Source organism: Mesorhizobium sp. P5_C1, from assembly GCF_054049815.1.
Map to the genome: position 1 here is coordinate 30,889 of NZ_JBFULQ010000002.1, position 23,567 is coordinate 54,455.

Below are 23,567 nucleotides of genomic sequence, written 5' to 3' on the forward strand. Positions count from 1 at the left end.
CAATCGCGGTTCGCGGCGAAGAGTGTCGCGTCAGGCTTGTGGCCGCGCCTCGGCCGGAATTGTCGCCGGCGGCAGGATTTCCGGCTCAAGCGGCTTTTGCTCCTCCGGCAGCTTGAGCAGCATCTTCAGCAGCCGTGCGATGGTCTGGCGCATCTCCAGGCGCGACACCACCATGTCGACCATGCCGTGTTCCATCAGGTATTCGGAGCGCTGGAACCCGTCGGGCAGCTTTTCCCGGATGGTCTGTTCGATGACACGCGGCCCGGCAAAGCCGATAAGCGCGCCGGGCTCGGCGATGTGCACGTCGCCCAGCATGGCGTAGGAGGCGGTGACGCCGCCGGTGGTCGGATTGGTCAAGACGACGATATAGGGCAGGCCGGCTTCCTTCAGCCGGTCGACACCAACCGTGGTGCGCGGCAACTGCATCAGCGACAGGATGCCTTCCTGCATGCGGGCGCCGCCAGAGGCGGCGAACAGGATCAGCGGCCGCTTGCGCTGCAAGGCGACTTCGAAACCGTGCACGATGGCGTCACCCGCGGCCATGCCGAGCGAGCCGCCCATGAAGGCGAAGTCCTGCACGGTCACTACCACCGGCAGGCCTTCGACGGTCCCCAGCGCGTTGATGATGGCGTCTTCCAAGCCGGTCTTGGCCTTTGCGTCCTTCAGCCGGTCGACATAGCGCTTCTCGTCGCGRAACTTCAGCGGATCCTGCATGACCTTGGGGTTGTCCAGGGTCTCGTACTTGCCGTTGTCGAAGAAGAACTTCAGCCGCTCCTTGGCCGAGATCTTCATATGGTGGCCGGAGGACGGAATGACGAACTGGTTGGATTCCAGATCCTTGTGGAACACCATCTCGCCGGTCTCCGGATCCTTGATCCAGAGATTCTCGGGCATGTCGGTGCGCCGGCCGAGCATCGAATTGATCTTCGGGCGAACGTAATTGGTGATCCAGTTCATCGCTTCGGCTCCTGTCCTGACGAAGAGTCCCGGTTTTGGGATAACGGCATGCACAAAACCAGAGGTAGGAAAACTATTCGGCAGCAGCAAGGCGGGCCGAGCGCACGCCTTGCGCTAGGCCGCTGACCAGCGTGGCGACGGCTTCGGCCGGGTCGGCGGTCTTTTGGCCCTTCGGTCCCAGCACATTGGCCACCGCGTTGACGATCGCGGTGCCGACGACGACGCCATCGGCATTGGCACCGATCACGCGGGCCTGCTCGGCGGTCTTGACGCCGAAGCCGACGCAGACCGGCAGATCGGTGTGACCCTTGATGCGTTGCACCGCCGCCGCCACCTTGCCGGTGTCGGCCAGCGCCGAACCGGTGATGCCGGTCATTGACACATAGTAGACAAAACCCGACGTGTTCTGCAGCACCTTGGGCAGGCGCTTATCATCGGTGGTCGGCGTTGCCAGCCGGATGAAGTTGATGCCGGCCTTGAGCGCCGGAATGCACAATTCCTCGTCCATTTCCGGCGGCAGGTCGACGACGATCAGCCCATCGATGCCGCTGGCGATCGCGTCCTTGAGGAAGCGGTCGACGCCATAGATGTAGATCGGATTGTAATAGCCCATCAGCACGATCGGCGTCTCATTGTCGCCGGTGCGGAATTCCGAGGCCATCTTTAGCGTCTTGACCAGCGTCTGGCCGCCTTTCAGCGCCCTCAGGCCCGCCGCCTGGATCGCCGGGCCGTCGGCCATCGGATCGGAGAATGGCATGCCGAGTTCAATGATGTCGGCGCCTGCTCCAGGCAGTGCCTTCATGATTGACAGCGACGTCTCATAGTCGGGGTCGCCGCCCATGAAATAGGTGACGAGGGCCGGGCGGCCTTCGGTCTTCAGCTTGGCCATGCGGCGGTCGATGCGGGTGGTCATGATCAGATCTCCATGCCCAGCATGCTGGCAACCGTGTGCACGTCCTTGTCGCCACGGCCGGACAGGTTGACGATGACGATCTGGTCCTTGTCCATGGCCGGCACGATCTTCACCGCGTGCGCAATGGCGTGCGCCGATTCCAGCGCCGGGATGATGCCCTCGACACGTGTCGTCAGCTTGAAGGCCTCCAGCGCCTCGTCGTCGAGGATCGGCACATATTCGACGCGGCCGGAATCGCGCAGCCAGGAATGCTCTGGGCCGACGCCGGGATAATCGAGACCGGCAGAGATCGAATGGCCGTCCATGATCTGGCCGTCGGAATTCTGCAGGAGATAGGTGCGGTTGCCGTGCAGCACGCCAGGCGCGCCGGCGCTCATCGAGGCGCAGTGCTCGATGCCGTCGAGACCACGGCCGCCGGCCTCGATGCCGATGATGCGAACGTCCTTGTCGTCGAGGAAGGGATGGAACAGGCCGATGGCGTTCGAGCCGCCGCCGACACAGGCAATGATGGTGTCCGGCAGCCGGCCTTCCTGCTCGATAATCTGGGCGCGCGCTTCGGCGCCGATCACCGACTGGAAGTCGCGCACCAGTTCCGGATAGGGATGTGGCCCGGCGGCGGTGCCGATCAGGTAATAAGTGTCCTCGACATTGGTCACCCAGTCGCGCAACGCCTCGTTCATGGCGTCCTTCAGCGTGCCGTGGCCGGCGGTCACCGGCCGCACTTCGGCGCCGAGCAGCTTCATGCGGAAGACGTTCGGGCTTTGGCGGGCGACGTCGGTCGCGCCCATATAGACGACGCAGGGAAAGCCGAAGCGGGCCGCGACCGTGGCCGACGCCACGCCATGCTGGCCGGCGCCCGTCTCGGCGATGATGCGCTTCTTGCCCATGCGCTTGGCCAGCAGGATCTGGCCGAGGCAGTTGTTGATCTTGTGCGAGCCGGTGTGGTTCAGATCCTCGCGCTTGAAGTAGACTTTTGCACCACCGAGATGCCTGGTCAGCCCTTCCGCGAAATAGAGCTTCGACGGCCGCCCGGCATAGTGGGTCGAAAGGTCGGTGAGTTCAGCCTTGAAATCCGGATCGTTCTTGACCTCGTTCCAGTGCCGCTCGAGGTCGAGGATCAGCGGCATCAGCGTTTCGGCAACGAAACGACCGCCAAAAATGCCGAACATACCCTGTTCGTCGGGTCCGGTACGGAAGGAATTGGGCGTCGCCGGCTTGTCCATCGCCGATCTCCTGGTCTCGATGTGGGGGCATGTCCTTGCCGGAAAACCGGTTCCCACTTTTCCGGGACATGCTCTGGTTTGAGCCGGTCAGGCGGCGCGGTTGTCGCGCGCTGCCCTGACGGCCCGGAAAAACTGTTCGATCAGCGCCGGATCCTTGACGCCCGGCGCGCTTTCCACGCCTGAGGAAATGTCTATTCCGGGCGGGTTGGCAAGCCGAAGGGCATCGCCGATATTGGCGGCGTTGAGCCCACCGGAAAGCATGTAATCGACGCCGGCGTCAAGGCCGGTGAGGATGCGCCAGTCGTAGGCCACGCCATTGCCGCCGGGCAGCTCGGAGCCCTTGGGGGGCTTGGCGTCGAACAGGAAATGGTCCGCAATGCCGATAAACGGCTTTGTCCGCTCGAGGTCGGTAGCCTCGCTGACCGACAGCGCCTTCATCACCGGCAAGCCGTAGCGGGCTTTCACCTCGGCCACGCGCTCCGGCGTTTCCGAGCCGTGCAGCTGCAGCATGTCGGGCTGCATCGCTGCCACGATCTCATCCAGGAAGGCGTCACTGGCATCGACGGTGACGGCCACCGCTTTTGCCTTGCCGCGCGCCGCCTCGCGCAAGCGGCCAGCCTCGGCCGGCTCGACATAGCGCGGGCTTTTGGCGAAGAAGATAAACCCGACGTGGCTGGCGCCGCCGGCCAGCGCCGCGGCCATTGCCACGTCGGTCTTCAAGCCGCAAATCTTGATGTCGAGCGCCATGGCGCGGGGATTGGCATGAAAAGCGCCAAGAGTCGAGAAAAAGCATGCTGTTTGCCGGCAAGGCCAAAGGCGCTACCTATTGAAGGACAGGGACACAAGGCGGGAGCAAGACCATGGCTGACAGAACCGTTGCCGAACTCAGGCAGAAGATCGCGCAGGCGCGCGAGGTCATCGCCCATCTGATGGACAAGGCCGCCTTCAACGGCGCGGAAGCCCATCGCGCGTTGGATTATTTCGGCGGCGATAAGTTCGACAGCAACTTCCTGCCGTGGCCGCATCATGGTGATGAGGGACTGCGACCGGAGGAGCTCAACGCGGCGAATGACGATTGAGCTCGTGCGGCCGGTAAGAGCGTAAACGCCGGCCGCCCAGGGGGTGGGAAGGATCGCTACTGACAGTCTTCTCCGCCGCCCTTACGCAGGCCCTACTCGAACGCAATCGCTTGCAGCGCGCCGCCATTGCGCTTCAGCCAGGCCTTGCAGCGCTCGGTGTCGGGGCAAAGCTGTTCGCACAGTTTCCAGAATTTCGGGCCGTGGTTCATCTCCTTGAGATGCGCCACTTCATGCGCGACGAGGTAGTTTATGACAGGCGACGGCGCCATCATGATGCGCCAGGAAAACGACAGATTGCCGTCGGAGGTGCAGGAGCCCCAGCGGCTCGACGTGTCCTTGAAGCGGATCGCCTTGGCGCGCTTGCCCAGCGCCAGCGTGTGTTTGCCCACCAGCTTCTCGATCTCGCGCTTGGCCTCGCGCTTGAGGAAATCGGCGATGCGGCGCGGCAGGTGCACGCGGTCGCCATGCACGATCAACAACGGACCGCGCTCGTCGCTGGATATGGTCACCGTGCCGCGCTTCGAAGGCTCATGGACGATGCGGTGCGGCACGCCGCGTACGGGGATCTTGATGCCCGGCCGCACCTGCGGCCGGGCCGGTACCTTGGCCAGCCGCTGCTCCAACCAGTCCTGGTGACGGTCGAGGAACTTCTCCACCTCGCCGCGGCGCAGGCCTGGCGGCACCGTGATGCGCAGGCCCTTACCGCCCGAATCGATGCGCAGCGTCAGCCGCCTTGCGCGGTCGTTCTCGACGATCTTGAGCGGCAAGGTACGGCCGGCGACGCAATATTCGCGCTCCACGACGGGCGTGGCCTTGGGCTTTGTCAGATTGCGGAAGAATCCGAGGGTCATGGCGGGACGATACGCGATTCGAGAAAAACGAATAGAACAAAAAAGAAACGGCGCCGCTCGCGCGACGCCGTCATCATACCTTGGCCTGTCGCCGGGCCTCAGTCGTCAAGCAGGTTCGAGCCCTTGCCACGCTTGGTGGTTGTCGTCCCGGTGCTCGGGTCGGTCTTCGTCGGCGCCGTCGACTTGTTGCGGTTGGCCATGAAGCGGTCGAACTCATCCTGGTCCTTGGCACGGCGCAATTCGCGGGCGTAGTCGTCGAACTCGGTCAGCATCTCGTCGAGCTTGCGGCGTTCCTCGGCGAGGCGCTCCAGTTCCTTTTCGCGCCAGTCGTCGAAAGCGACATTACCGGTGCGGGCGGAGCCGTGGCCCCAGCGCGCCGCCTTGTCGGAACCGCGGCGGCAGCCGGCGAAGATGCCGTCGGTGGCGCGGTTGACGTCACGCTTGAAACCATCGAGGCGGTCGCCCCAGATGATGTAGGCAAGCATGGCGAAGCCGAGTGGCCAGAACACCATGAAACCGATCACCATCAACGCGATGGTTGCCGGCGTCCAGGCCGGGCGGATCAATGCAGATGTGTTMATTTTCTCCCATTCCTTCGGTTGGAGACAGCCAAGATCCGGCTGCGTGGAATCGAAATGGGAAGGAGAAAACGACGATTCAAGACAATATCGGCCAAAACCGGACAAGCTCATGAAATGATTATCGCTTTTCGAGCGTATCGAAGAAAAGCACGACCGGCCATGAGGAACAGTGGCAATGCCGCCGGCGGTGCTGTGGTTTGATGCTTCGGCGGGGAACCCATTCCTTTCAAAAATCCAGTGGCGCGTTGTCGACGACCTCCTTCATGACGAAGAACGTCCTCGTCTGGCGAACGCCGGGCAATGCGATCAACTGATCCCCGTGGATCCGGTTGAAGTCCGCCATGTCGCCGACCCTGATCTTCAGAAAATAGTCGAAGTCGCCTGCGACCAGATGGCAATCAAGAATGAACTTCAGTTTCGCGACTGCCTTCTCGAATTCCGCGAAACTTTCCGGGGTCGAGCGGTCGAGGACGACGCCAACCATCACCAGCGCGCCTCTGTCGACCTTCTGCGGTGTCACCACTGCCCTGACATGGCTGATGTAGCCTTCATCGAACAAGCGTTGGGTGCGGCGGTGGCACGTCGCCGGGCTGACAACAACCGACTGCGCCAACTCCGCATTGGTCAGCCGCCCATTGTCCTGGAGCAGGCGGAGCATTTTGAGGTCGATCCGGTCGAGTGATGCTTTCATGGAAGATTCTTCCGTTATTGGGGCAAGTCATCGAAGCAATATAGCATTTTGGCGCCGGAAAGTTGGATTTCCGGCATTTTCCACTCGATCTTTGAGAGCACCTTTCAGGAGAAAACTGATAGTGTTTCCAGCATCAAAATCACAATCAGAGGAGGATCTCTCATGTTGGAGAAGTTCGAACGCTATCCGCTCACATTTGGACCGACCCATATCGAGAAACTGGATCGGCTCAGCGCTCATCTCGGCGGCAAGGTCGATCTCTACGCCAAGCGGGAAGATTGCAATTCCGGCCTCGCCTTCGGCGGCAACAAGCTGCGCAAGCTCGAATACATCATCCCGGACGCGATCGCCTCAAACGCCGACACGCTGGTTTCGATCGGCGGCGTACAATCCAACCATACGCGCATGGTGGCAGCCGTGGCGGCGAAAATCGGCATGAAATGCCGCCTCGTGCAAGAAAGCTGGGTGCCCCACGAGGACGCCGTCTATGACCGCGTCGGCAACATCCTTTTGAGCCGGATTATGGGCGCCGATGTCCAGATGGTCGATGAGGGCTTCGACATCGGAATCAGGGAAAGCTGGGAACAGGCGATCGCCGATGTGAAAGCCAAAGGCGGCAAACCTTATCCGATTCCGGCCGGGGCTTCGGTGCATAAATATGGCGGCCTGGGCTATGTTGGCTTCGCCGAAGAGGTGCGCGCGCAGGAGAAGGAACTCGGCCTTGCCTTCGACTACATCGTCGTCTGTACCGTCACCGGCTCGACCCATGCCGGCATGGTGGTCGGCTTCGCCAAGGACGGTCGCGAGCGCAAGGTAATCGGCATCGACGCATCCTGCACCCCGGCGCAGACCAAAGCGCAAGTGCTGGACATCGTGCGGACCACGGCGACGCTGGTCGAACTCGGCAAGGAACTCAGTGAAGACGATGTGATCCTCATCGAGGATTATGCCTACCCGGTCTACGGCGTGCCCTCGCAGGAGACGAAGGAAGCGATCCGTCTCTGCGCGCGCCTTGAAGGCATGATCACCGATCCTGTCTACGAGGGAAAATCCATGCAGGGCATGATCGACCTCGTTAGGAAGGGCTATTTCCCAGAAGGGTCGAAGGTGCTTTACGCCCACCTTGGCGGCGCTCCAGCCATCAACGGCTATGCTTATACGTTTCGCAATGGCTGAATGCCCGAAGGACGTGGCAGCTGACCTCTGACGACTATCCCGCCCGCCGCAGCATATTGCGGTGGGCCACGAAGCCGTCGAACTCGTGCTGATCCTTGGTGCGGTCGCCGGCGTCCAGGGACAGCCAGTTCCAGCTGCGTGGAATCGGCGATTCAGGACAATGTCCGCCAAATCCGGACAAGCGGCTGAAATGATTGCCGCTTTTTTAGTTCTTCGAGGAAAAGCACGACCACCCCGGCGACCAGGCCCCAGAATGCCGCACCGACGCCGAACAGCGTCAAACCCGAAGCGGTGACGGCAAAGGTGACGGTGGCGGCCATACGGTGATCTTCGTCCTTGAGCGCGATCGACAGGGCGTTGGCAAGCGGCGCCATCAGCGCGAGACCCGCCACCAGCACGATCAGGCTCTGCGGCAGGACGGCGAAGATCGCTACCAGCGAGGCACCGAAGACGGCGAAGACAAGATAGGCGAGCGCATAGAACGGGCCGGTCTTCCAGCGCTCGGCGGGGTCGGGGTGGACGTCCGGCCCGGTGCAGATCGCCGCCGAAATCGCCGCCAGATTTGTGGTCGAGCCGCCAAACGGCGCCGACAGCAGCGAAAGCAGGCCGGTGACGCCGATCAGCGGGCCGGGCTCCGGGAGATAGCCGGCGGCGCGCAGCACTGCGAGGCCGGACAGGTTTTGGGAAGCCATGGTGACGAGGTAGAGCGGCAGCGCCAGGCCGATGGTCGCGGCGACGCTGAAGTGCGGCGCGATCAGCGTCAGCGTCGATAGTTCCGGTGTCGGCAAGCCGCCGACGCGGCCGGTCAAGAAAGCGGCGAGGCCGCCGCCGATCAGCACCACCAGCACCGACACCGCCGGATTGAACAGGCGAATGACGAAGAAGGCCGCGATCAGCGGCAGGATCAGCCAGGGATCGGCGGGGATGGCCTTAATCGCGTTGATGGCGAAGCTGACGAGGATGCCGGCCAGCATGCCCGATGCCACTGACGGCGGGATCCTGGCGATCAGCCGTGTCAGCGGTCCGAACAGGCCGGTGGCGATCAAGAGGATGCCGGTGACGATGAAGGCGCCGACCGCTTCGCCCATCGAGAAGCTGCTCGACGCGGCGATCAGCGCCAAGCCCGGTGTCGACCAGGCGGTGATGACCGGCATCTTCGTGCGCCAGGACAGCCACAGGCATTCGATTGCCATCGCCAGGCAGATCGCCGTCACCCAGCTCGCGGTCTCGATCTGTGTCGCGCCGACCGCCTTGGCGGCAGCGATGACGATGGCCAGCGTGCCGCCGAAGCCGACGATTGCCGCGACAAAGGCGGATATCGGAATGGAGATGCGCATCAGTTTCCCCTCTGCGCCATGGCGTCGACTGCCCGCACCAACATGTCGAGATCCTGGGGACGCGACAGGCGGTGGTCGCCCTCGGGGATCAGCGACAGGGTCACGTCGTCGGACGGCAGCCGGCTGACCAGCTTCAGCGCGTGGCTTGCCGGCACGTCCGCATCGGCCAGCCCCTGCAATATGTGCACCGGGCAATGCGTGTCGATCGGGCCTGTCATCACCAGGTTGTTGCGCCCATCCTCGATCAGCGCGCTTGTGTAGATGTAAGGCTCGGCGGAATAGTCCGACGGCTCCTCGAAGAAGCCTTTTTCGGCGAGCGCGCGCTTCTGCGCCTTGGTCAGCGCCGGCTCGACCAGCTCAGCGGTAAAATCGGGCGCCGGCGCCAGCAGCACCAGACCCGCGACATTGCTGTCGCCGGCCTTGTGCAATTCCTGCACCATGCGCAGCGCAATCCAGGCGCCCATCGAGGAGCCGACCAGGATCTGCTTGCCCTGGGTGAAATGCCGGAACACGGCGAGGCTCTGCGAAAGCCATTTCGAAATGGTGCCGTCCGCAAAGGCGCCACCGGATTCGCCATGACCGGAATAGTCGTGGCGCACGAAGGCGCGGCCTTCTCTTGCCGTCCAGTCCGACAGCGTCTGCGCCTTCGTGCCCAGCATGTCGGACTTGTAGCCGCCGAGCCAGACGATGCCGGGCGCGGCACCTGTCGTATGGCGCACCGCGATGCTCGATCCGTCGACATCCAGAAAGACAGGAGGCGTGTCGGTCATGGTTGCTTCCTCGCGCCCGTCTTTTGGCGCACGGCGTCTTGTGGCACAGCCAGTGGCGTGGCGAAAAGTGCTCGCGATGGTTCTTTGTTTGGTGCAGGGCAGTGATCAGGGTGATTTCCTGTCAATGCTGTGCTATTGACTTCGCCCGCGCGCTTACCACATTGGCGCGTCCACGCATCAATATCCGCAAACCCTGAACGAAACGGCCAAGGAGACCACGACCATTCGCAGACCTTTCAAAGCAGCGGCGCCGACCAAGGATGGCCCGCGCTCCAACCGTGACATCCGGGTTCCCCGGGTCCAGCTTATCGACGCCGAAGGCCAGAACCGCGGCGATGTTTCAATCAACGACGCATTGCTGCTCGCCGAAGAGGCTGGGCTCGATCTTGTCGAGATATCGCCCAATGCGGTGCCCCCCGTCGTAAAAATCCTCGATCTCGGCAAGTTGAAATACGCCAACCAGAAGAAGGCGGCCGAGGCGCGCAAGAACCAGAAGGTCATCGAGATCAAGGAGATCAAGATGCGCCCCAACATCGACAGCCATGACTACGAGACCAAGATGAAGGCGGTTCGCCGCTTCTTCGAGGAGGGCGACAAGGTCAAGCTGACTTTGCGTTTCCGTGGCCGCGAGATGGYGCATATGGAACTCGGCATGCAGCTTTTGAACAAGGTTCGCGAGGAAGTGGCGACCATTGCCAAGGTCGAAGCGGAACCGAAGCTCGAAGGCCGCCAGATGATGATGGTGCTGGCGCCGCGCTAGGGGTGCAGTGAGATTGTGGTCAGGCGCCGTTTGCAGGCCGGCATCACCTGAACGTCAACACATCGAGATCACGATGACGTCAAGCTTGGTCACCGCGCTCTAAATCCGCCTGAATTGTAGTACAGGGCGTCCCGGCGATCGGCGGGACGCCTGCTTACTGGCCACAGCTGCGATCGCCGGTTCTGTTTTCATGTATGTCGTCCTCCCAAAACCGGGGCCACTTTTGGGCGACATGCATTAGGCTCCTCGACGATCGGATACCTCCCTTGGACAAAGAACTCAAATACGGGCTGGGTAACTACCAGCGCACGCGCAGAATAGTGCTTGCCGTGCTCGTGGTCGTGTTGTTCTCCGCGCTGCTGTTTGGCCAATCGACCTTCCCGCCCGATACCGCGATGCATGAGACGATCGAGATGTTCGGCGTGCTGCTGATTTTTCTCGGCATCGTGGGCCGCCTTTGGTCGACGCTCTACATAGGCGGGCGCAAATCTTCCGAAGTTGTGACGGGCGGACCCTATTCGATGACCCGCAATCCGCTCTATGTGTTCTCGACCGTGGCCGCGGCCGGCGTCGGCGCGCAGATAGGTTCGTTCTCCGGCATCATTCTCTTTGCTGTGCTGTGCGCGGGTGCCTTCCATATCGTCATCCTTCGCGAGGAGAAATTCCTCAAGGAAGCGCTTGGTGCACCCTATCAGGCCTATCTGGCGAGGGTGCCGCGCTTCTTTCCGAACCTTTCCCTTTACCAGGAGGGTGACACGGGCAGCTTCAAGCCGCGCCTGCTGTTGACCACGCTGCTCGATGGCCTGGTGTTCCTGATGGCGCTGCCGGCCTTCGAACTGATCGACGGCGCCCAGCAGTCGGGCATGCTGCCGGTCTGGTTCACACTTCCCTGATCGAGGGCCGCGCGTCGCGTCCCAACGTTCCGGCAACGAGCGGCGCAGTGGGTGTTGCACAGCCGCCTGCTTTGACGTATAGGACCGCGTTCCAAAAAAACCGCCCGGCAGGGCATGCCGTGGCGGTTTCATTTGCTTTTCGGGCTTTGGTCGGCCTGAAGCGAACAAAACAAGAGGTGCTGCGTGCCAGAGGCACGGACAGCGACCTCATAGAAACGGAGTAGCAAARTGCCCAAGATGAAGACCAAGTCCGCCGCCAAAAAGCGGTTCAAGATCACAGGTACGGGTAAAGTCCTGTCGGCTGCGGCCGGCAAGCGTCACGGCATGATCAAGCGTTCCAACAAGTTCATTCGAAATGCCCGCGGCACGATGGTTCTGGCTGAACCGGATGGCAAGAAGGTCATCAAGAATTTTCTGCCGAACGGCCTCTAAGGCATTCGGTCCGGACACGCATTTGTTTTACGCAATTCCGAACGGAAAACCGCTAGGCACTTTTCCTGGAATTGCTTTTAAGGAGATCATGACATGGCACGCGTAAAGAGAGGCGTCACCTCGCACGCCAAGCACAAGAAGGTCCTGAAAGCCGCCAAAGGCTTCTACGGCCGCCGCAAGAACACCATCCGCATCGCCAAGCAGGCGGTGGAAAAGTCGCTGCAGTACGCTTACCGCGACCGCAAGAACCGCAAGCGCTCGTTCCGCGCCCTGTGGATCCAGCGCATCAACGCCGCGACCCATGAGCACGGCCTGACCTATGGCCGCTTCATCGACGGACTCAACAAGGCCGGCATCGAGATCGATCGCAAGATCCTGTCGGACATGGCCATCCATGARCCGCAGGCTTTCGCCGCACTCGTGGCCAAGGCCAAGGTTGCGCTCGAATATCTGAAGAACACCACGCCGAACGCTTTTGAAAGCGCTGTCGCCTAAGCCAGCGCTTCCCAAGCATTCGAAATTCTGATTTGGGGAACCCGCGCTGGCACGGCTGGCGCGGGTTTTTCTTATGCCTTTTGTCGGGTCTGGAACATGAGTGACATGGAAACTCTCGAAAATTCCCTGATGGCTGATATCGCATCGGCCGCGGACGAGGCCTCGATCGAGGCGGTACGCGTTTCTGCGCTGGGCAAGAAGGGCTCGGTTTCCGAGATGCTGAAGACGCTAGGCGCGATGAGCGCCGAGGAGCGCCAGCTCAAGGGCCCTGTTATCAACGGCCTCAAGAACCGCGTCACCGATGCACTCTCGCTGCGTCGGGCCGAGCTGAAGGATGTGGCGATCACCGCCCGCCTGGCCGCCGAAAAGGTCGACGTGACGCTGCCGGTGCGGCAGTCGCCCGCCGAACGCGGCCGCATCCATCCGATCAGCCAGGTCATCGACGAGATCGCAGCGATCTTCGGCGACCTCGGCTTTTCGATCGCCGAAGGCCCGGACATCGAGACCGACTATTACAATTTCACCGCGCTGAATTTCCCCGAAGGCCATCCGGCGCGCGAGATGCACGACACTTTCTTCTTCCAGCCGGACGAGAAGGGCGAGCGCAAGCTTTTGCGCACCCACACCTCGCCGGTGCAGATCCGAACCATGGAGACGAAGAAGCCGCCGATCCGCATCGTCATTCCGGGCAAGACCTACCGGCAGGATTCGGACGCCACCCACTCGCCGATGTTCCATCAGGTCGAGGGGCTGGTGATCGACAAGACGGCCAACGTCGCCAACATGAAGTGGGTGCTGGAGGAGTTCTGCAAGGCCTTCTTCGAAGTGCCCTCGGTCAAGATGCGGTTCCGGCCGTCCTTCTTCCCGTTCACCGAACCGAGCCTCGAGGTCGACATCCAGTGCGACCGTTCGCGGCCCGGCGAGGTGCGCTTCGGCGAAGGCTCCGACTGGATGGAGATCCTCGGCTGCGGCATGGTGCATCCCAATGTGCTGCGCCATGGCGGGCTCGACCCGGACGAATACCAGGGCTTTGCCTGGGGCATGGGCATCGACCGCATCGCCATGCTGAAATACGGCATGCCGGACCTGCGCGCCTTCTTCGATGCCGACGTGCGCTGGCTGTCACATTACGGATTCAGGCCGCTCGACATGCCGACGCTGTTCGGAGGCTTGAGCGCATGACAGCCGCCCACGCCGGCGGCTGCCGCTGCGGCGCCGTGCGGTTCGAGGCCTCGGCCGGACCGCACCACGTCAGCTATTGTCATTGCGGCGATTGCCGGCGGGCGAGCGGCGCGCCGGTATCGGCCTTTGTCGGCTTCCTGGTCGGTCAGGTGGCGTTCACCGGCAAGGCGCTGAAGATGTATGAGAACGGGCCGGTGACGCGCTCGTTCTGCGGCGTCTGCGGCTCGCCGATCGCCTATGTCGACGAGCGGCTGGAGGACGTCATCTATTTCACGCTCGGCGCCATGGATATGCCGGCCGATTTCCCGCCGACGCTGCATGCCTATGTCAGCGAGCAGCTTCCATTCCTGCACATATCAGACGATCTGCCGAGACATCTGAAAACAAGCGTCAAAAGACCAGACGGAACAGTCCCATGAAATTCACCCTCTCCTGGCTCAAGGATCACCTCGAGACCGACGCCACCCTCGACGAAATCGTCGAGCGGCTGACCTCGATCGGCCTCGAAGTCGAGCATGTCGACGACAAGTCGAGCCTGAAACCGTTCGTCATCGCCAGGGTGTTGACGGCGGTGCAGCATCCCGATGCCGACCGGCTGCGCGTGCTCACCGTCGACACAGGCGACGGCAAGCCACCGGTGCAGGTCGTCTGCGGCGCGCCGAACGCCCGCGCGGGCCTGATCGGCGCCTTTGCCGCGCCCGGCGCCTATGTGCCCGGCATCGACGTGACGCTGACGGTCGGCAAGATCAGGGGCGTCGAAAGCCATGGCATGATGTGTTCGGAGCGCGAGCTGGAGCTTTCCGACGAGCACAACGGCATCATCGACCTGCCTGAGGATGCGCCTGTCGGCACCAGCTTCGCTGCCTATGCGCATCTCGACGATCCGGTCATCGAGATCAACCTGACGCCCAACCGGCCGGACGCCACCAGCGTCTACGGTATCGCCAGGGACCTGGCGGCGAGCGGGCTTGGCACGTTGAAGAGCGCTGCGATCGACGCGATCCCGGGCAAGGGCGAGACGCCGGTCAAGGTCACGATCGAAGCACCAGAGCTCTGCCCTGGTTTCGCGCTGCGGCTGGTGCGTGGCGTCAAGAACGGCCCATCGCCGAAATGGCTGCAGCAGCGGTTGATCGCCATTGGGCTGCGTCCGATCAGTGCGCTAGTCGACATCACCAACTATGTCACCTTCGATCGCGGCCGGCCGCTGCATGTGTTCGACGCCAGGAAGGTCGCCGGCAATCTGACCGTGCGGCGGGCGCGCGATGGCGAAAAGGTGCAGGCACTCGACGGCCGCGAATACACGCTGACGCCGGAGATGTGCGTTATCGCTGACGAGGACGGCGTCGAGTCGATCGCCGGCATCATGGGCGGCGAGCATTCGGGCTGCGACGAAAACACGTCAGACGTGCTGATCGAATCGGCCCTTTGGGATCCGATCACCACTGCCCGCACCGGCCGTACGCTCGGCATCATCACCGACGCGCGCTACCGCTTCGAGCGCGGCGTCGACCCTGAATTCATGGTGCCCGGTGTCGAGCTGGCGACCAGGCTGGTGCTCGATTTCTGCGGCGGCACGCCGACCGAGATCGAAGTGACCGGCTATGCCGGCCACCAGCCCAGGATCGTTTCTTTCCCGCTGTCGGAAGTGAAGCGGCTGACGGGCATCGAGGTGCCAAGGGCGGAAAGCCTTGATATCCTGTCGCGCCTCGGCTTCAAGCCGCAGGGCTCGGGCGATGTTGTTGACGTCGCCGTGCCGTCCTGGCGCCCCGATGTCGATAGCAAGGCCGACCTGGTTGAAGAGGTCATGCGCATCCACGGTGTCGACAACATCGCGCCGCAGCCGCTCGGTGCGCATGACGCAGTCAATGCCAGGATCCTCACCACGCTGCAGGTCCGCACCCGCACGGCCAAGCGCGCGCTTGCCGTGCGCGGCATGATGGAGGCCATTACCTGGTCGTTCATTCCGGCCAGGCACGCCGAGCTGTTCGGCGGCGGCCAGACGGCACTGAAGCTCGCCAACCCGATCGCCGCCGACATGTCCGACATGCGGCCGTCGCTGCTGCCGGGGCTGATCGCCGCTGCCCAGCGCAATGCCGACAGGGGCATCGGCGACGTCGCTTTGTTCGAAGTGTCGGGCACCTATGAGGGCGACGGCGCCGACCAGCAGCGGCGCGTTGCCGCCGGGGTCCGGCGCGGCACCGCCAAGCTCGACGGCTCCGGCCGCAACTGGGCCGGCAATTCAGGCGCCGTGGGCGTGTTCGACGCCAAGGCCGATGCGATCGCCGCACTCGAAGCCTGCGGTGCACCGGTCGACCGATTGCAGGTCGAGGCCGGCGGTCCGGCCTGGTATCATCCCGGCCGATCCGGCACGATCAAGCTCGGGCCGAAAACCGTGCTCGGCACCTTCGGCGAATTCCATCCCAAGACGCTTGAGGGACTGGATGTCTCCGGTCCGCTCTGCGGCTTCGAAGTGTTTGTCGACGCCGTGCCCGAGCCGAAGGCCAAGCCGACCAAAACCAAGCCGAAGCTCGAACTGTCCGCCTTCCAGGCGGTCAAGCGCGACTTCGCCTTCGTCGTCGACAGGACGGTCGAGGCCGGCACGCTGGTGCGAGCCGCCCTAGCCGCCGACAAGAAGCTGATCACCGCTGTCTCGGTCTTCGATATTTTCGAGGGTGCGTCACTCGGCGAAGGCAAGAAGTCGATCGCCATCGAGGTGTCGATCCAGCCGGTCGAGAAGACGCTGACCGACGAAGATTTCGAAGCGTTGGCCAAGCGCATCATCGAGAATGTTGGCAAGCAGACCGGTGGCGTACTCAGGACTTGAGGGATTGCGGGCAAGTGGCGAATCGCCCTCCAAAGGGCGATGGACCATTTGCGCTATTCAGGGCTCCCGTTCGAAGCCCAACGTGCGGCGTTTCTCGACATCGTGTCGAGAGATGAGTTGCTGAGTGACGCTTTGGCTCGGGCGCGGCGTCTTGCCTTGCCCGACTGGCTGCTGGTCTCCGGCGCGCTCTACAACACCGTCTGGAACGAGCTGACCGGCAAGCCATCGGGTTACGGCGTCAGGGATGTCGACCTTTTCTACTTCGATGGCAGCGACCTCTCCTATGAGGCTGAGGATGGAGTGATCGCGGCTGCCGCTCCGGTCTTCGCCGGACTGCCGCTGCCGGTCGAGGTGCGCAACCAGGCGCGAGTCCATCTCTGGTATCCCCTGAAGTTCGGACAGCCGTGCCCGCGCTACACGAGTTCCAGCGACTCGGTCCGCCACTTCGCCTCCAAAACCCACGCGGTCGGCGTCCGTTTCGACGCGGATGGGCAGCTCGACCTCGTGGCGCCGTTTGGCCTCGACCACATCTTCTCGTTTCGCATCACACCGAACCGGATGATGGACAACCGCCAGACGCATGAGGCCAAGGGCGCGCGTGCGAAGGCCTGCTGGCCGGAGATCACTGTCTATCCTTGGTGATGTCGGCGGGACAGAGGGGGTGTTTCGCGCCAACGTCTCGCACCTCCACGCGGTGCAAAAAGGAGGCGCCGCAGCGCCCCCTTTCAACTATCCGGCGGTGACCAAGCTCACCCATTCACAAGCGCCAGCAACTCCTCGGTGTAGCGCTTGCCGGTCACCTTATCCGGCGACAGCGCCTCGCCGATCGTTTGCACTTCGGCCGCGCTCAGCTCGATCCCGGCCGCCGCCGTGTTCTGTTCCAGATGGCGGATTTTCCGCGCGCCGGGGATCGGCACGATGAAATCGCCCTGGTGCAGCACCCACGCCAGCGCCAGCTGCGCCGAGGTCACGCCCTTTTCAGCCGCCATTTTCTCCAGCGTGGCGATGACAGCGGCGTTGGCCGCCATGGCGTCGGCCTGGAAGCGCGGCTGGCCACGGCGCCAGTCGTCGTCGCTCAAAGTCTCGGGCTTGGCGATCGTGCCGGTCAACAGGCCACGGCCGAGTGGGCTGTAGGGGACGAAGCCGATGCCGAGTTCGCGGCAGACGGCGAGCACCTCGTCTTCCGGATCACGGCTCCACAGCGAGTATTCGCTTTGCAGGGCCGATATCGGATGCACGGCATGCGCCCGGCGGATGGTTGCCTCACTCGCCTCCGACAGGCCGAGCGCCCGCACCTTGCCTTCGCGCACCAGTTCGGCCATGGCGCCGACCGTGTCCTCGATCGGCACGTTGGGATCGACGCGATGCTGGTAGTAGAGGTCGATGACATCGGTGCCAAGCCGCTTCAGCGACGCCTCGGCGACCGCCTTGACATGTTCGGGGCGGCTGTCGACGCCGGCCATGCGGTCGATGCCGGTGCCTTCCTCCAAAATCTTGAAGCCGAATTTGGTGGCGATGGTCACCTTGTCACGAACCGACTTCAGCGCCTTGCCGAGCAGGATCTCGTTCTCGTAGGGGCCATAGACTTCCGCCGTATCGAAGAAGTTGACGCCGATCTCGACGGCGCGGTGCAGGGTGGCGATCGCCTCGGCCTCCGCCTGGCCGCCATAGACAAAACTCATGCCCATGCAGCCGAGGCCGACGGGATAGACGTTCAATTCAGTTCCTAGCTTGCGGGTTTGCATCACGCGTCTCCTTGTTGCGATGCTTAACGCGTCGACAACGCGCTTTAAGTCTTAAGCATGTCGTTGCCCCCAAAACCGCTGCGCGCTTTTGGGCGACATGCATGGGGAGATAGCGCCTTGCTTTCCGTTCGATAATCGTCTCTCTTTTGCACGGCTTGTTCCAAGAAATAGATCAATGAATCGAACGAACCTCTCCCAACTCGTGGTGTTGGCCACCGTCGCCCGATGCGCCAGCTTTCGCGGGGCCGCCCGCGAACTTGGCATCGCGCCTTCGGCGGTCAGCCATGCGGTGTCCAGCCTGGAGGCGAGGCTGGGCGTTCGTCTTCTGGCCCGCAGCACCCGCAGCGTCGCCCCGACCGAGGAGGGCGCGCAGCTGCTTGAACGGTTGCGGCCGGCACTTTCCGAGATCGACCTTGCACTGGAGACGGCGGTCGAGGCGCGCGACCGGCCGGCCGGCAATCTTCGGCTCAGCGTACCGCGCACCGCCGCCCATCTGGTGTTGACGCCACGGCTCGGTGCGTTCGCGGCGGTCTATCCCGACATCGTGTTGGAGATCGTCATCGAGGATCGTTTCACCGATGTCGTCGAAGGTGGTTTCGACGCCGGTGTGCGACTTGGTGAGAGCTTGCAGCGCGACATGATCGCGGTGCGCATCGGGCCGGACATTCGTGGCGCGGTGGTCGGCGCGCCGTCTTATTTCAAAACCATGCCCAGGCCACACCACCCGCGTGAGCTTGCCGGTCATCGCTGCATCCGCTTCCGCTTCTCCAGTGGCATCCTCTACCGGTGGGAGTTCGAGAAGGGCGGCGAGGCGATCGAGATGGCCGTGCAGGGACCGCTTGTCCTTGATGAGGACCATCTGATCACCCAAACGGCCGTCGATGGTGCCGGGCTAGCCTTTGTCTTCGAGGATTATGTCGCCACGCCGCTCGCCGACGGCCGACTGATCCGCGTGCTGGAGGACTGGTGCCCGCCTTTCGATGGGTTCTTCGTCTACTATCCCAGCCGCCGCCAGATGCGGCCGGCGCTGCGCGCCTTCGTCGATTTTTTCAAGGTGAGCGGATAACTTCACCCTCGCCCTTGTTGGGAGGGTCGCGCAGCAACTGCCGCAAGGCGGCTTTTGCGAAGCGGGGGATCTCGTAGGGCGCAGGGTGAAGCGAAGGAAGAAAGTCCCCCCGGCATTCGTTCACGTCCCATGCAGGCATCGATTACCAACAGCACCACCCGCTATGGCTGGGGTGCGATCATTCTTCACTGGCTGATTGCGCTGATCTTCATCGGCCAGTTCGGGCTCGGCTTCATCATGGTGCGGCTGACCAGCCAGCGCACTGCCTTCGAACTGATCCAGCTGCACAAATCCTTCGGCTTTCTGCTGCTCGGACTGGTGATCCTGCGCATCGCCTGGCGCTTCGGCAATGCAGCGCCGGCGCTGCCGCGCACGGTCGGAACCTTGGAGCGACGGGCCGCGCCACTCGCTCACATTGCGCTCTACGCGTTTCAACTGGCCCTGCCCTTGTCCGGTTGGGCGCTGGTGTCGGTGTCGATGCTGGAGATCCCCAGCCTGCCGTTCAACCTTTTCCTCATGCCGAACCTGCCGCTGGCCGAATCGGATGCGGCCGAAAGCTTCTGGACGTCAGCGCATTGGTATCTCGCCTATGCCGGCATGGCCCTGGTCGTGCTGCATGTCGCGGCGGCGTTGCGTCATCATTTCCAGCTCAAGGATGGTGTGCTCACCCGCATGATCACGCCTTCGTCAGAGGACAGTGCGGAATAGAGCGGCCGGGTCATTCGTTCATTGTGTGAGGGCGCGCAGGAAATGCGCTGCCTACAACAAGGAACACCTCAATGTACACGCGTATCCTCGGATTTGCGGCGGTCGCCGTTTGCTTTGCCATGCCGGCTTCAGCGGCAATCGCGCTTGGTGATGCCGCCGGCAGTTACGCGATCAGCCCGGCCAACTCCTCGATCCACTTTTCCATCGGCAAGGTCGGTGGCGGCGGCCTCGATGGCGCCTTCGGCCGCTTCAAGGGCTCGATCCGCATCGACAACAGCGACGTCGCCCGCTCGCAAGTCAATTTCACCATATTTCCCGAAAGCGTCGGCACCGGCCAGGGCCGCATCGATGCCTTCCTGCGCTCGGACGCGGTGTTCGACGCCGCCGACAGCCCCGAGATCCGGTTCCGCTCGACCAGCGTGACCCGCACAAGCGACACCACGGCCCTCGTCAGCGGCCGCCTGACGGCGCGCGGCAAGACGTTTCCGGAAGAGTTCACGGCCCAGCTTGGCGACCTCAAGGCCGGCACGATAAAATTCCATGTCACCGGCAAGGTGCTCAGGTCACGCTACGGCATGGATGTCGGCACGCCGATCTATTCCAACATCGTCGCCTTCGACATGACGCTGACTGGCAAACGGAGCTGAGCTTGCAGGATGCGGTTTCCTCGCCCCCGCAAAGCGGGGGAGAGGTGGTCCGGCGAAGCCGGGACGGAGAGGGGGACGACGGTCGCGAAGCCAGGACCCAAGGGACTGAGCACGAGACGGGCTATGGAGGRCCAACAAGGAGCGCTTGAACAGCAAACTCCCAGCCCGCCACGAAGGCCCCTCTCCGTCCCGGCTTCGCCGGRCCACCTCTCCCCACTTCGTAGGGCGAGGAAACCAGTCTCCAATTGGCTTTTCCTGAGATTTCGGGCAAACCTCGTCGCCTGCAATCGCTATGGAGAAGCCTGATGTTCCGATGGGGTGTGTTGTCGACGGCCAAGATCGGCCGCGAGCAGTTGTTGCCGGCAATGGTCGACGCGGAGAACGGCGTTCTGTCGGCGATCGCCAGCCGCGACCTGTCGAAAGCCAAGGCCCTGGCCGAGCGCTTCGGCGCGCGCCATGCCTTCGGCTCCTATGAGGACCTGCTCGCCTCCAGCGAGGTCGACGGCGTCTACATCCCGCTGCCGACCTCCCAACACGTCGAATGGGCGGCCAAGGCGATCGAGGCCGGCAAGCACGTGCTGGTCGAAAAGCCGCTGGCGCTCGACGCCAAGGACATCCTGCCGCTGATCAAGCTGCGCGATGCCAAGAAGGTGCTGGTCTGCGAGGCCTTCATGGTCATCTACCACCCGCAATGGATCAAGGTGCGCGATCTCATCGCCAGCGGCGCCATCGGCCGCCTGCGCCACGTCCAGGGCGCCTTCTCCTATTACAATGTCGACCCCGACAACATGCGCAACAAGCTCGATCTCGGCGGCGGCGCGCTGCCCGACATCGGCGTCTACCCGACCGTCTCGACGCGCTTTTCCACTGGCAAGGAGCCGTTGCGCGTCCAGGCGACGATCGAGCGCGACAAGACATTCGGCACCGACATCTATTCCTCGATCCGCGCCGATTTCGGCGACTTCGAGCTGTCCTTCTACCTGTCGACGCAGATGGCGGCGCGCCAGGTCATGGTGTTCCATGGCGAGAAGGGGTTCATCGAGGTGTTTTCGCCCTTCAACGCCGGGCTCTACGACCATCACCGCGTCGAACTGCACAACCAGAACCACACGGAGGCGCAGGTATTCCGTTTTCCCGGCACCCAGCAGTACCGGCTGGAGGTCGAGACCTTCGCGCGGGCCGCACGGGGCGGCAAGGAGCGGGTCTTCACGCTGGAGGAATCCGTGCTCAACCAGAAGGTCATCGACGCCATCTTCCGCGCTGGCGGCAAGGAAGGTTGGGAGGCCGTTTAGCCAGCCCTTTGTTCGACGCAATTCCGGACGGAAAACCGATTCACGCTTTTCCTGGAATTGCTTTAGCCGGCAAATGGGGAGGGGAAAGATGGCTGACGATGCGGACGTGATCATTGTCGGCGCCGGCCTTGCCGGGCTGGTCGCCGCCGCCGAGCTTGCCGAGGCCGGCAAGAAAACCGTCATCGTCGACCAGGAGCCGGAACAGTCGCTCGGCGGCCAGGCGTTCTGGTCGTTCGGCGGGCTCTTCCTCGTCGATTCGCCCGAGCAGCGGCGCATGCGCATCCACGATTCGCATGACCTGGCGCTTGAGGACTGGCTGGGCACCGCCGCTTTCGACCGCCCGGAAGATTACTGGCCGCGCAAATGGGCCGAAGCCTATGTCGGCTTCGCCGCCGGCGAGAAGCGCTCATGGCTGATACAGCGCGGCTTGAAATTCTTTCCCGTCGTCGGCTGGGCCGAGCGTGGCGGTGGCAATGCCATCGGCCATGGCAATTCGGTGCCGCGCTTTCACGTCACCTGGGGCACCGGCCCCGGCGTGCTTGAACCCTTCGTCCAGCGCGTCCGCGAAGCCGAGAAAAGCGGGCTGATCCGCTTCAAATTCCGCCACAGGGTCAACGAATTGACCCGCACGGGTGCCACCGTCGACGGCGTGCGCGGCGACATCCTGCAGCCAAGCACCGTCGGGCGTGGCCACAAGAGTCCGCGCGACATTTCAGGCGATTTCGAGCTTCATGCGCAAACCGTGATCGTCGCCTCCGGCGGCATTGGCGCCAATCACCAGCTTGTCCGGGAAAACTGGCCGCAGCGGCTGGGCGCGGCACCCAAGCGCATGATCACGGGCGTGCCCGATCATGTCGACGGCCGCATGCTGGCGATCACCGAAGCGGCCGGCGGTAGCATCATCAATCGCGACCGCATGTGGCACTATGTCGAGGGCATCAAGAACTGGGCGCCGATCTGGACAGATCATGCGATCCGCATCCTGCCCGGCCCGTCATCGCTGTGGCTCGATGCCAGGGGCAAGCGCTTGCCGGTGCCGCTCTATCCCGGCTTCGACACGCTGGGCACGCTCAACCACATCATGAGCACCGGCTTCGACTATTCCTGGTTCATTCTGACCAGGAAGATCATCCAGAAGGAGTTCGCGCTGTCGGGCTCCGAACAGAACCCCGACCTGACCGGCAAGAGCTGGCGTCAGGTGCTCGGCCGCGCCACGTCGGGCATTCCGGGCCCGGTGAAGGCGTTTATGGAGAGGGGCGAGGATTTCATTGTCGAGGCCGACCTGTCGACGCTGGTCGCCCGCATGAACGCGCTGGCCGGCGACGAGCCGCTGCTCGAACTCGCAAAGGTCGAACGCGAGATCCGGGCCCGCGACCGGCAGCTCGACAATCCGTTCTCCAAGGACATGCAGATCACCGCCTTGCGCGGTGCACGTGCTTACCTTGGCGACAAACTGATCCGCACGGCCAAGCCGCACAAGATGCTTGACCCGGCAAACGGCCCGCTGATCGCGGTCCGCCTCAACATCCTGACCCGCAAGACGCTGGGCGGCCTGCAGACCGATCTCGACAGCCGTGTACTGGGTGCCGACGGCCAGCCGGTGGCGGGGCTTTATGCGGTTGGCGAGGCCGCAGGTTTCGGTGGCGGCGGTGTGCATGGCTATGCGGCGCTTGAAGGCACGTTCCTCGGCGGCTGCATCTTTTCCGGCCGCAGCGCCGGTCGGGCGGCCGCCGCAGTGGCGTGAAACGGCGACAACGCGATCCGATTTCCAGCCCTGGGTCCCACATACGCCCAGGCGATAAACATATGACTTTTTTATATTTTTCAGTTTTCGGCCGCCTCGAATACAAATGCGGATCCTTTTATCTTTCTGAGTGCGGCCGGTCCTGAGCCGCTGCAGGCAGTCACCACCTCGTGGCGACAGTTAAGAAAGAAAGAAGTCTTC

At 63.0% G+C, this 23,567-nt stretch carries 25 protein-coding genes; 15 read left to right on the forward strand and 10 right to left on the reverse strand.

All coding sequences use genetic code 11. The features are described from left to right. Positions 1-30: 30 nt before the first annotated feature. The 4 genes from accD to ACXJ7R_RS00480 form a co-directional block, all read right to left on the reverse strand. Positions 31-957 (reverse strand): acetyl-CoA carboxylase, carboxyltransferase subunit beta, encoded by a 927-nt coding sequence (gene accD, locus ACXJ7R_RS00465; RefSeq protein WP_095083177.1) that lies wholly within the window; start codon positions 955-957, stop codon positions 31-33. A gap of 73 nt (positions 958-1,030) precedes the next feature. Next, complete coding sequence (gene trpA / locus ACXJ7R_RS00470; protein WP_457150081.1) at positions 1,031-1,870, reverse strand: tryptophan synthase subunit alpha; 840 nt, start codon at positions 1,868-1,870, stop codon at positions 1,031-1,033. Between the two features lie 2 nt (positions 1,871-1,872). Then, the gene (gene trpB / locus ACXJ7R_RS00475) at positions 1,873-3,093 is read right to left on the reverse strand and encodes a tryptophan synthase subunit beta (protein ID WP_457150082.1); all 1,221 of its coding nucleotides are present in this window, start codon (positions 3,091-3,093) and stop codon (positions 1,873-1,875) included. Between the two features lie 87 nt (positions 3,094-3,180). Then, on the reverse strand, positions 3,181-3,840 hold the full coding sequence (locus ACXJ7R_RS00480) for a phosphoribosylanthranilate isomerase (RefSeq protein WP_457150083.1): 660 nt from the start codon (positions 3,838-3,840) through the stop codon (positions 3,181-3,183). Between the two features lie 113 nt (positions 3,841-3,953). Between ACXJ7R_RS00480 and ACXJ7R_RS00485 the strand changes: the two genes are divergently transcribed. Continuing rightward, positions 3,954-4,172: a hypothetical protein gene (locus ACXJ7R_RS00485; RefSeq protein ID WP_095083169.1), complete on the forward strand. Its 219-nt coding sequence runs from the start codon at positions 3,954-3,956 to the stop codon at positions 4,170-4,172. A gap of 92 nt (positions 4,173-4,264) precedes the next feature. Here the strand turns inward: ACXJ7R_RS00485 and ACXJ7R_RS00490 are convergent, their stop codons facing one another. The 3 genes from ACXJ7R_RS00490 to ACXJ7R_RS00500 all read right to left on the reverse strand — a co-directional run bounded on the left by ACXJ7R_RS00490 (position 4,265) and on the right by ACXJ7R_RS00500 (position 6,295). Next, a complete protein-coding gene (locus tag ACXJ7R_RS00490) occupies positions 4,265-5,023 on the reverse strand; it encodes a M48 family metallopeptidase (protein ID WP_095083165.1) in 759 nt (252 codons plus the stop codon). A gap of 98 nt (positions 5,024-5,121) precedes the next feature. After that, positions 5,122-5,604, reverse strand: a complete 483-nt coding sequence (locus ACXJ7R_RS00495; protein WP_095083163.1) for a DUF2852 domain-containing protein — start codon at positions 5,602-5,604, stop codon at positions 5,122-5,124. A 226-nt stretch (positions 5,605-5,830) separates the two neighbouring features. Then, positions 5,831-6,295 carry an Lrp/AsnC family transcriptional regulator gene (locus ACXJ7R_RS00500; RefSeq protein ID WP_457150084.1) on the reverse strand — a complete coding sequence of 155 codons (465 nt, stop codon included), beginning with the start codon at positions 6,293-6,295 and terminating at the stop codon, positions 5,831-5,833. A 162-nt stretch (positions 6,296-6,457) separates the two neighbouring features. On the opposite strand from ACXJ7R_RS00500, the gene ACXJ7R_RS00505 reads away from it, so the two are divergent. Then, positions 6,458-7,471, forward strand: coding sequence for a 1-aminocyclopropane-1-carboxylate deaminase (locus ACXJ7R_RS00505; RefSeq protein WP_379101124.1), 1,014 nt, complete (start codon positions 6,458-6,460; stop codon positions 7,469-7,471). Between the two features lie 152 nt (positions 7,472-7,623). Here ACXJ7R_RS00505 and ACXJ7R_RS00510 read toward each other — a convergent pair whose 3' ends face one another. Together ACXJ7R_RS00510 and ACXJ7R_RS00515 are read right to left on the reverse strand one after the other, a co-directional pair. Further along, entirely contained in the window at positions 7,624-8,808 is a 1,185-nt protein-coding gene (locus ACXJ7R_RS00510; protein ID WP_457150085.1) for a benzoate/H(+) symporter BenE family transporter, read from the reverse strand. Continuing rightward, positions 8,808-9,578, reverse strand: a complete 771-nt coding sequence (locus ACXJ7R_RS00515) for an alpha/beta hydrolase (protein ID WP_457150086.1) — start codon at positions 9,576-9,578, stop codon at positions 8,808-8,810. Before ACXJ7R_RS00515 ends, ACXJ7R_RS00510 begins: the two co-directional genes overlap by 1 nt. A 223-nt stretch (positions 9,579-9,801) precedes the next feature. Between ACXJ7R_RS00515 and infC the strand changes: the two genes are divergently transcribed. From infC to ACXJ7R_RS00555, 8 genes are all read left to right on the forward strand, one after another. Next, positions 9,802-10,338, forward strand: a complete 537-nt coding sequence (gene infC, locus ACXJ7R_RS00520; RefSeq protein WP_457150104.1) for a translation initiation factor IF-3 — start codon at positions 9,802-9,804, stop codon at positions 10,336-10,338. Between the two features lie 266 nt (positions 10,339-10,604). Then, positions 10,605-11,231 (forward strand): methyltransferase family protein, encoded by a 627-nt coding sequence (locus ACXJ7R_RS00525; RefSeq protein WP_457150087.1) that lies wholly within the window; start codon positions 10,605-10,607, stop codon positions 11,229-11,231. 228 nt (positions 11,232-11,459) lie between these two features. After that, on the forward strand, positions 11,460-11,663 hold the full coding sequence (gene rpmI, locus ACXJ7R_RS00530; RefSeq protein ID WP_006201248.1) for a 50S ribosomal protein L35: 204 nt from the start codon (positions 11,460-11,462) through the stop codon (positions 11,661-11,663). A gap of 93 nt (positions 11,664-11,756) precedes the next feature. Next, positions 11,757-12,158: a 50S ribosomal protein L20 gene (gene rplT, locus ACXJ7R_RS00535; protein ID WP_006201247.1), complete on the forward strand. Its 402-nt coding sequence runs from the start codon at positions 11,757-11,759 to the stop codon at positions 12,156-12,158. Between the two features lie 96 nt (positions 12,159-12,254). Continuing rightward, entirely contained in the window at positions 12,255-13,340 is a 1,086-nt protein-coding gene (gene pheS, locus ACXJ7R_RS00540; protein WP_095083151.1) for a phenylalanine--tRNA ligase subunit alpha, read from the forward strand. After that, positions 13,337-13,759, forward strand: a complete 423-nt coding sequence (locus ACXJ7R_RS00545; RefSeq protein WP_457150088.1) for a GFA family protein — start codon at positions 13,337-13,339, stop codon at positions 13,757-13,759. The genes pheS and ACXJ7R_RS00545 overlap by 4 nt, the downstream gene beginning before the upstream one ends. Beyond that, positions 13,756-16,164: a phenylalanine--tRNA ligase subunit beta gene (pheT, locus tag ACXJ7R_RS00550; protein WP_457150089.1), complete on the forward strand. Its 2,409-nt coding sequence runs from the start codon at positions 13,756-13,758 to the stop codon at positions 16,162-16,164. The genes ACXJ7R_RS00545 and pheT overlap by 4 nt, the downstream gene beginning before the upstream one ends. 39 nt (positions 16,165-16,203) lie before the next feature. Beyond that, a complete protein-coding gene (locus ACXJ7R_RS00555; protein ID WP_457150090.1) occupies positions 16,204-16,806 on the forward strand; it encodes a nucleotidyltransferase family protein in 603 nt (200 codons plus the stop codon). A gap of 107 nt (positions 16,807-16,913) precedes the next feature. Here the strand turns inward: ACXJ7R_RS00555 and ACXJ7R_RS00560 are convergent, their stop codons facing one another. Beyond that, positions 16,914-17,909 carry an aldo/keto reductase gene (locus tag ACXJ7R_RS00560; protein WP_457150091.1) on the reverse strand — a complete coding sequence of 332 codons (996 nt, stop codon included), beginning with the start codon at positions 17,907-17,909 and terminating at the stop codon, positions 16,914-16,916. Positions 17,910-18,084: 175 nt separating this feature from the next. Here ACXJ7R_RS00560 and ACXJ7R_RS00565 point away from each other — a divergent pair, with 175 nt between their 5' ends. The 5 genes from ACXJ7R_RS00565 to ACXJ7R_RS00585 all read left to right on the forward strand — a co-directional run bounded on the left by ACXJ7R_RS00565 (position 18,085) and on the right by ACXJ7R_RS00585 (position 23,366). Next, positions 18,085-18,975 carry a LysR substrate-binding domain-containing protein gene (locus ACXJ7R_RS00565; RefSeq protein ID WP_457150092.1) on the forward strand — a complete coding sequence of 297 codons (891 nt, stop codon included), beginning with the start codon at positions 18,085-18,087 and terminating at the stop codon, positions 18,973-18,975. Positions 18,976-19,104: 129 nt separating this feature from the next. Further along, positions 19,105-19,683 carry a cytochrome b gene (locus ACXJ7R_RS00570; RefSeq protein WP_457150093.1) on the forward strand — a complete coding sequence of 193 codons (579 nt, stop codon included), beginning with the start codon at positions 19,105-19,107 and terminating at the stop codon, positions 19,681-19,683. 71 nt (positions 19,684-19,754) lie between these two features. Then, on the forward strand, positions 19,755-20,330 hold the full coding sequence (locus ACXJ7R_RS00575; RefSeq protein ID WP_457150094.1) for a YceI family protein: 576 nt from the start codon (positions 19,755-19,757) through the stop codon (positions 20,328-20,330). Positions 20,331-20,635: 305 nt separating this feature from the next. Continuing rightward, a complete protein-coding gene (locus ACXJ7R_RS00580; RefSeq protein ID WP_457150095.1) occupies positions 20,636-21,622 on the forward strand; it encodes a Gfo/Idh/MocA family protein in 987 nt (328 codons plus the stop codon). 88 nt (positions 21,623-21,710) lie between these two features. After that, complete coding sequence (locus ACXJ7R_RS00585) at positions 21,711-23,366, forward strand: FAD-binding dehydrogenase (protein ID WP_457150096.1); 1,656 nt, start codon at positions 21,711-21,713, stop codon at positions 23,364-23,366. Positions 23,367-23,567 lie beyond the last annotated feature (201 nt).

Coding starts and splice junctions, on each gene's coding strand:
- trpA (WP_457150081.1), bottom strand. CDS start 1,870: ATGACCACCCGCATCGACCGCCGCATGGCCAAGCTGAAGACCGAAGGC.
- trpB (WP_457150082.1), bottom strand. CDS start 3,093: ATGGACAAGCCGGCGACGCCCAATTCCTTCCGTACCGGACCCGACGAA.
- ACXJ7R_RS00480 (WP_457150083.1), bottom strand. CDS start 3,840: ATGGCGCTCGACATCAAGATTTGCGGCTTGAAGACCGACGTGGCAATG.
- ACXJ7R_RS00485 (WP_095083169.1), top strand. CDS start 3,954: ATGGCTGACAGAACCGTTGCCGAACTCAGGCAGAAGATCGCGCAGGCG.
- ACXJ7R_RS00490 (WP_095083165.1), bottom strand. CDS start 5,023: ATGACCCTCGGATTCTTCCGCAATCTGACAAAGCCCAAGGCCACGCCC.
- ACXJ7R_RS00500 (WP_457150084.1), bottom strand. CDS start 6,295: ATGAAAGCATCACTCGACCGGATCGACCTCAAAATGCTCCGCCTGCTC.
- ACXJ7R_RS00505 (WP_379101124.1), top strand. CDS start 6,458: ATGTTGGAGAAGTTCGAACGCTATCCGCTCACATTTGGACCGACCCAT.
- ACXJ7R_RS00510 (WP_457150085.1), bottom strand. CDS start 8,808: ATGCGCATCTCCATTCCGATATCCGCCTTTGTCGCGGCAATCGTCGGC.
- ACXJ7R_RS00515 (WP_457150086.1), bottom strand. CDS start 9,578: ATGACCGACACGCCTCCTGTCTTTCTGGATGTCGACGGATCGAGCATC.
- pheS (WP_095083151.1), top strand. CDS start 12,255: ATGAGTGACATGGAAACTCTCGAAAATTCCCTGATGGCTGATATCGCA.
- ACXJ7R_RS00545 (WP_457150088.1), top strand. CDS start 13,337: ATGACAGCCGCCCACGCCGGCGGCTGCCGCTGCGGCGCCGTGCGGTTC.
- pheT (WP_457150089.1), top strand. CDS start 13,756: ATGAAATTCACCCTCTCCTGGCTCAAGGATCACCTCGAGACCGACGCC.
- ACXJ7R_RS00555 (WP_457150090.1), top strand. CDS start 16,204: ATGGACCATTTGCGCTATTCAGGGCTCCCGTTCGAAGCCCAACGTGCG.
- ACXJ7R_RS00560 (WP_457150091.1), bottom strand. CDS start 17,909: ATGCAAACCCGCAAGCTAGGAACTGAATTGAACGTCTATCCCGTCGGC.
- ACXJ7R_RS00565 (WP_457150092.1), top strand. CDS start 18,085: ATGAATCGAACGAACCTCTCCCAACTCGTGGTGTTGGCCACCGTCGCC.
- ACXJ7R_RS00570 (WP_457150093.1), top strand. CDS start 19,105: ATGCAGGCATCGATTACCAACAGCACCACCCGCTATGGCTGGGGTGCG.
- ACXJ7R_RS00575 (WP_457150094.1), top strand. CDS start 19,755: ATGTACACGCGTATCCTCGGATTTGCGGCGGTCGCCGTTTGCTTTGCC.
- ACXJ7R_RS00580 (WP_457150095.1), top strand. CDS start 20,636: ATGTTCCGATGGGGTGTGTTGTCGACGGCCAAGATCGGCCGCGAGCAG.
- ACXJ7R_RS00585 (WP_457150096.1), top strand. CDS start 21,711: ATGGCTGACGATGCGGACGTGATCATTGTCGGCGCCGGCCTTGCCGGG.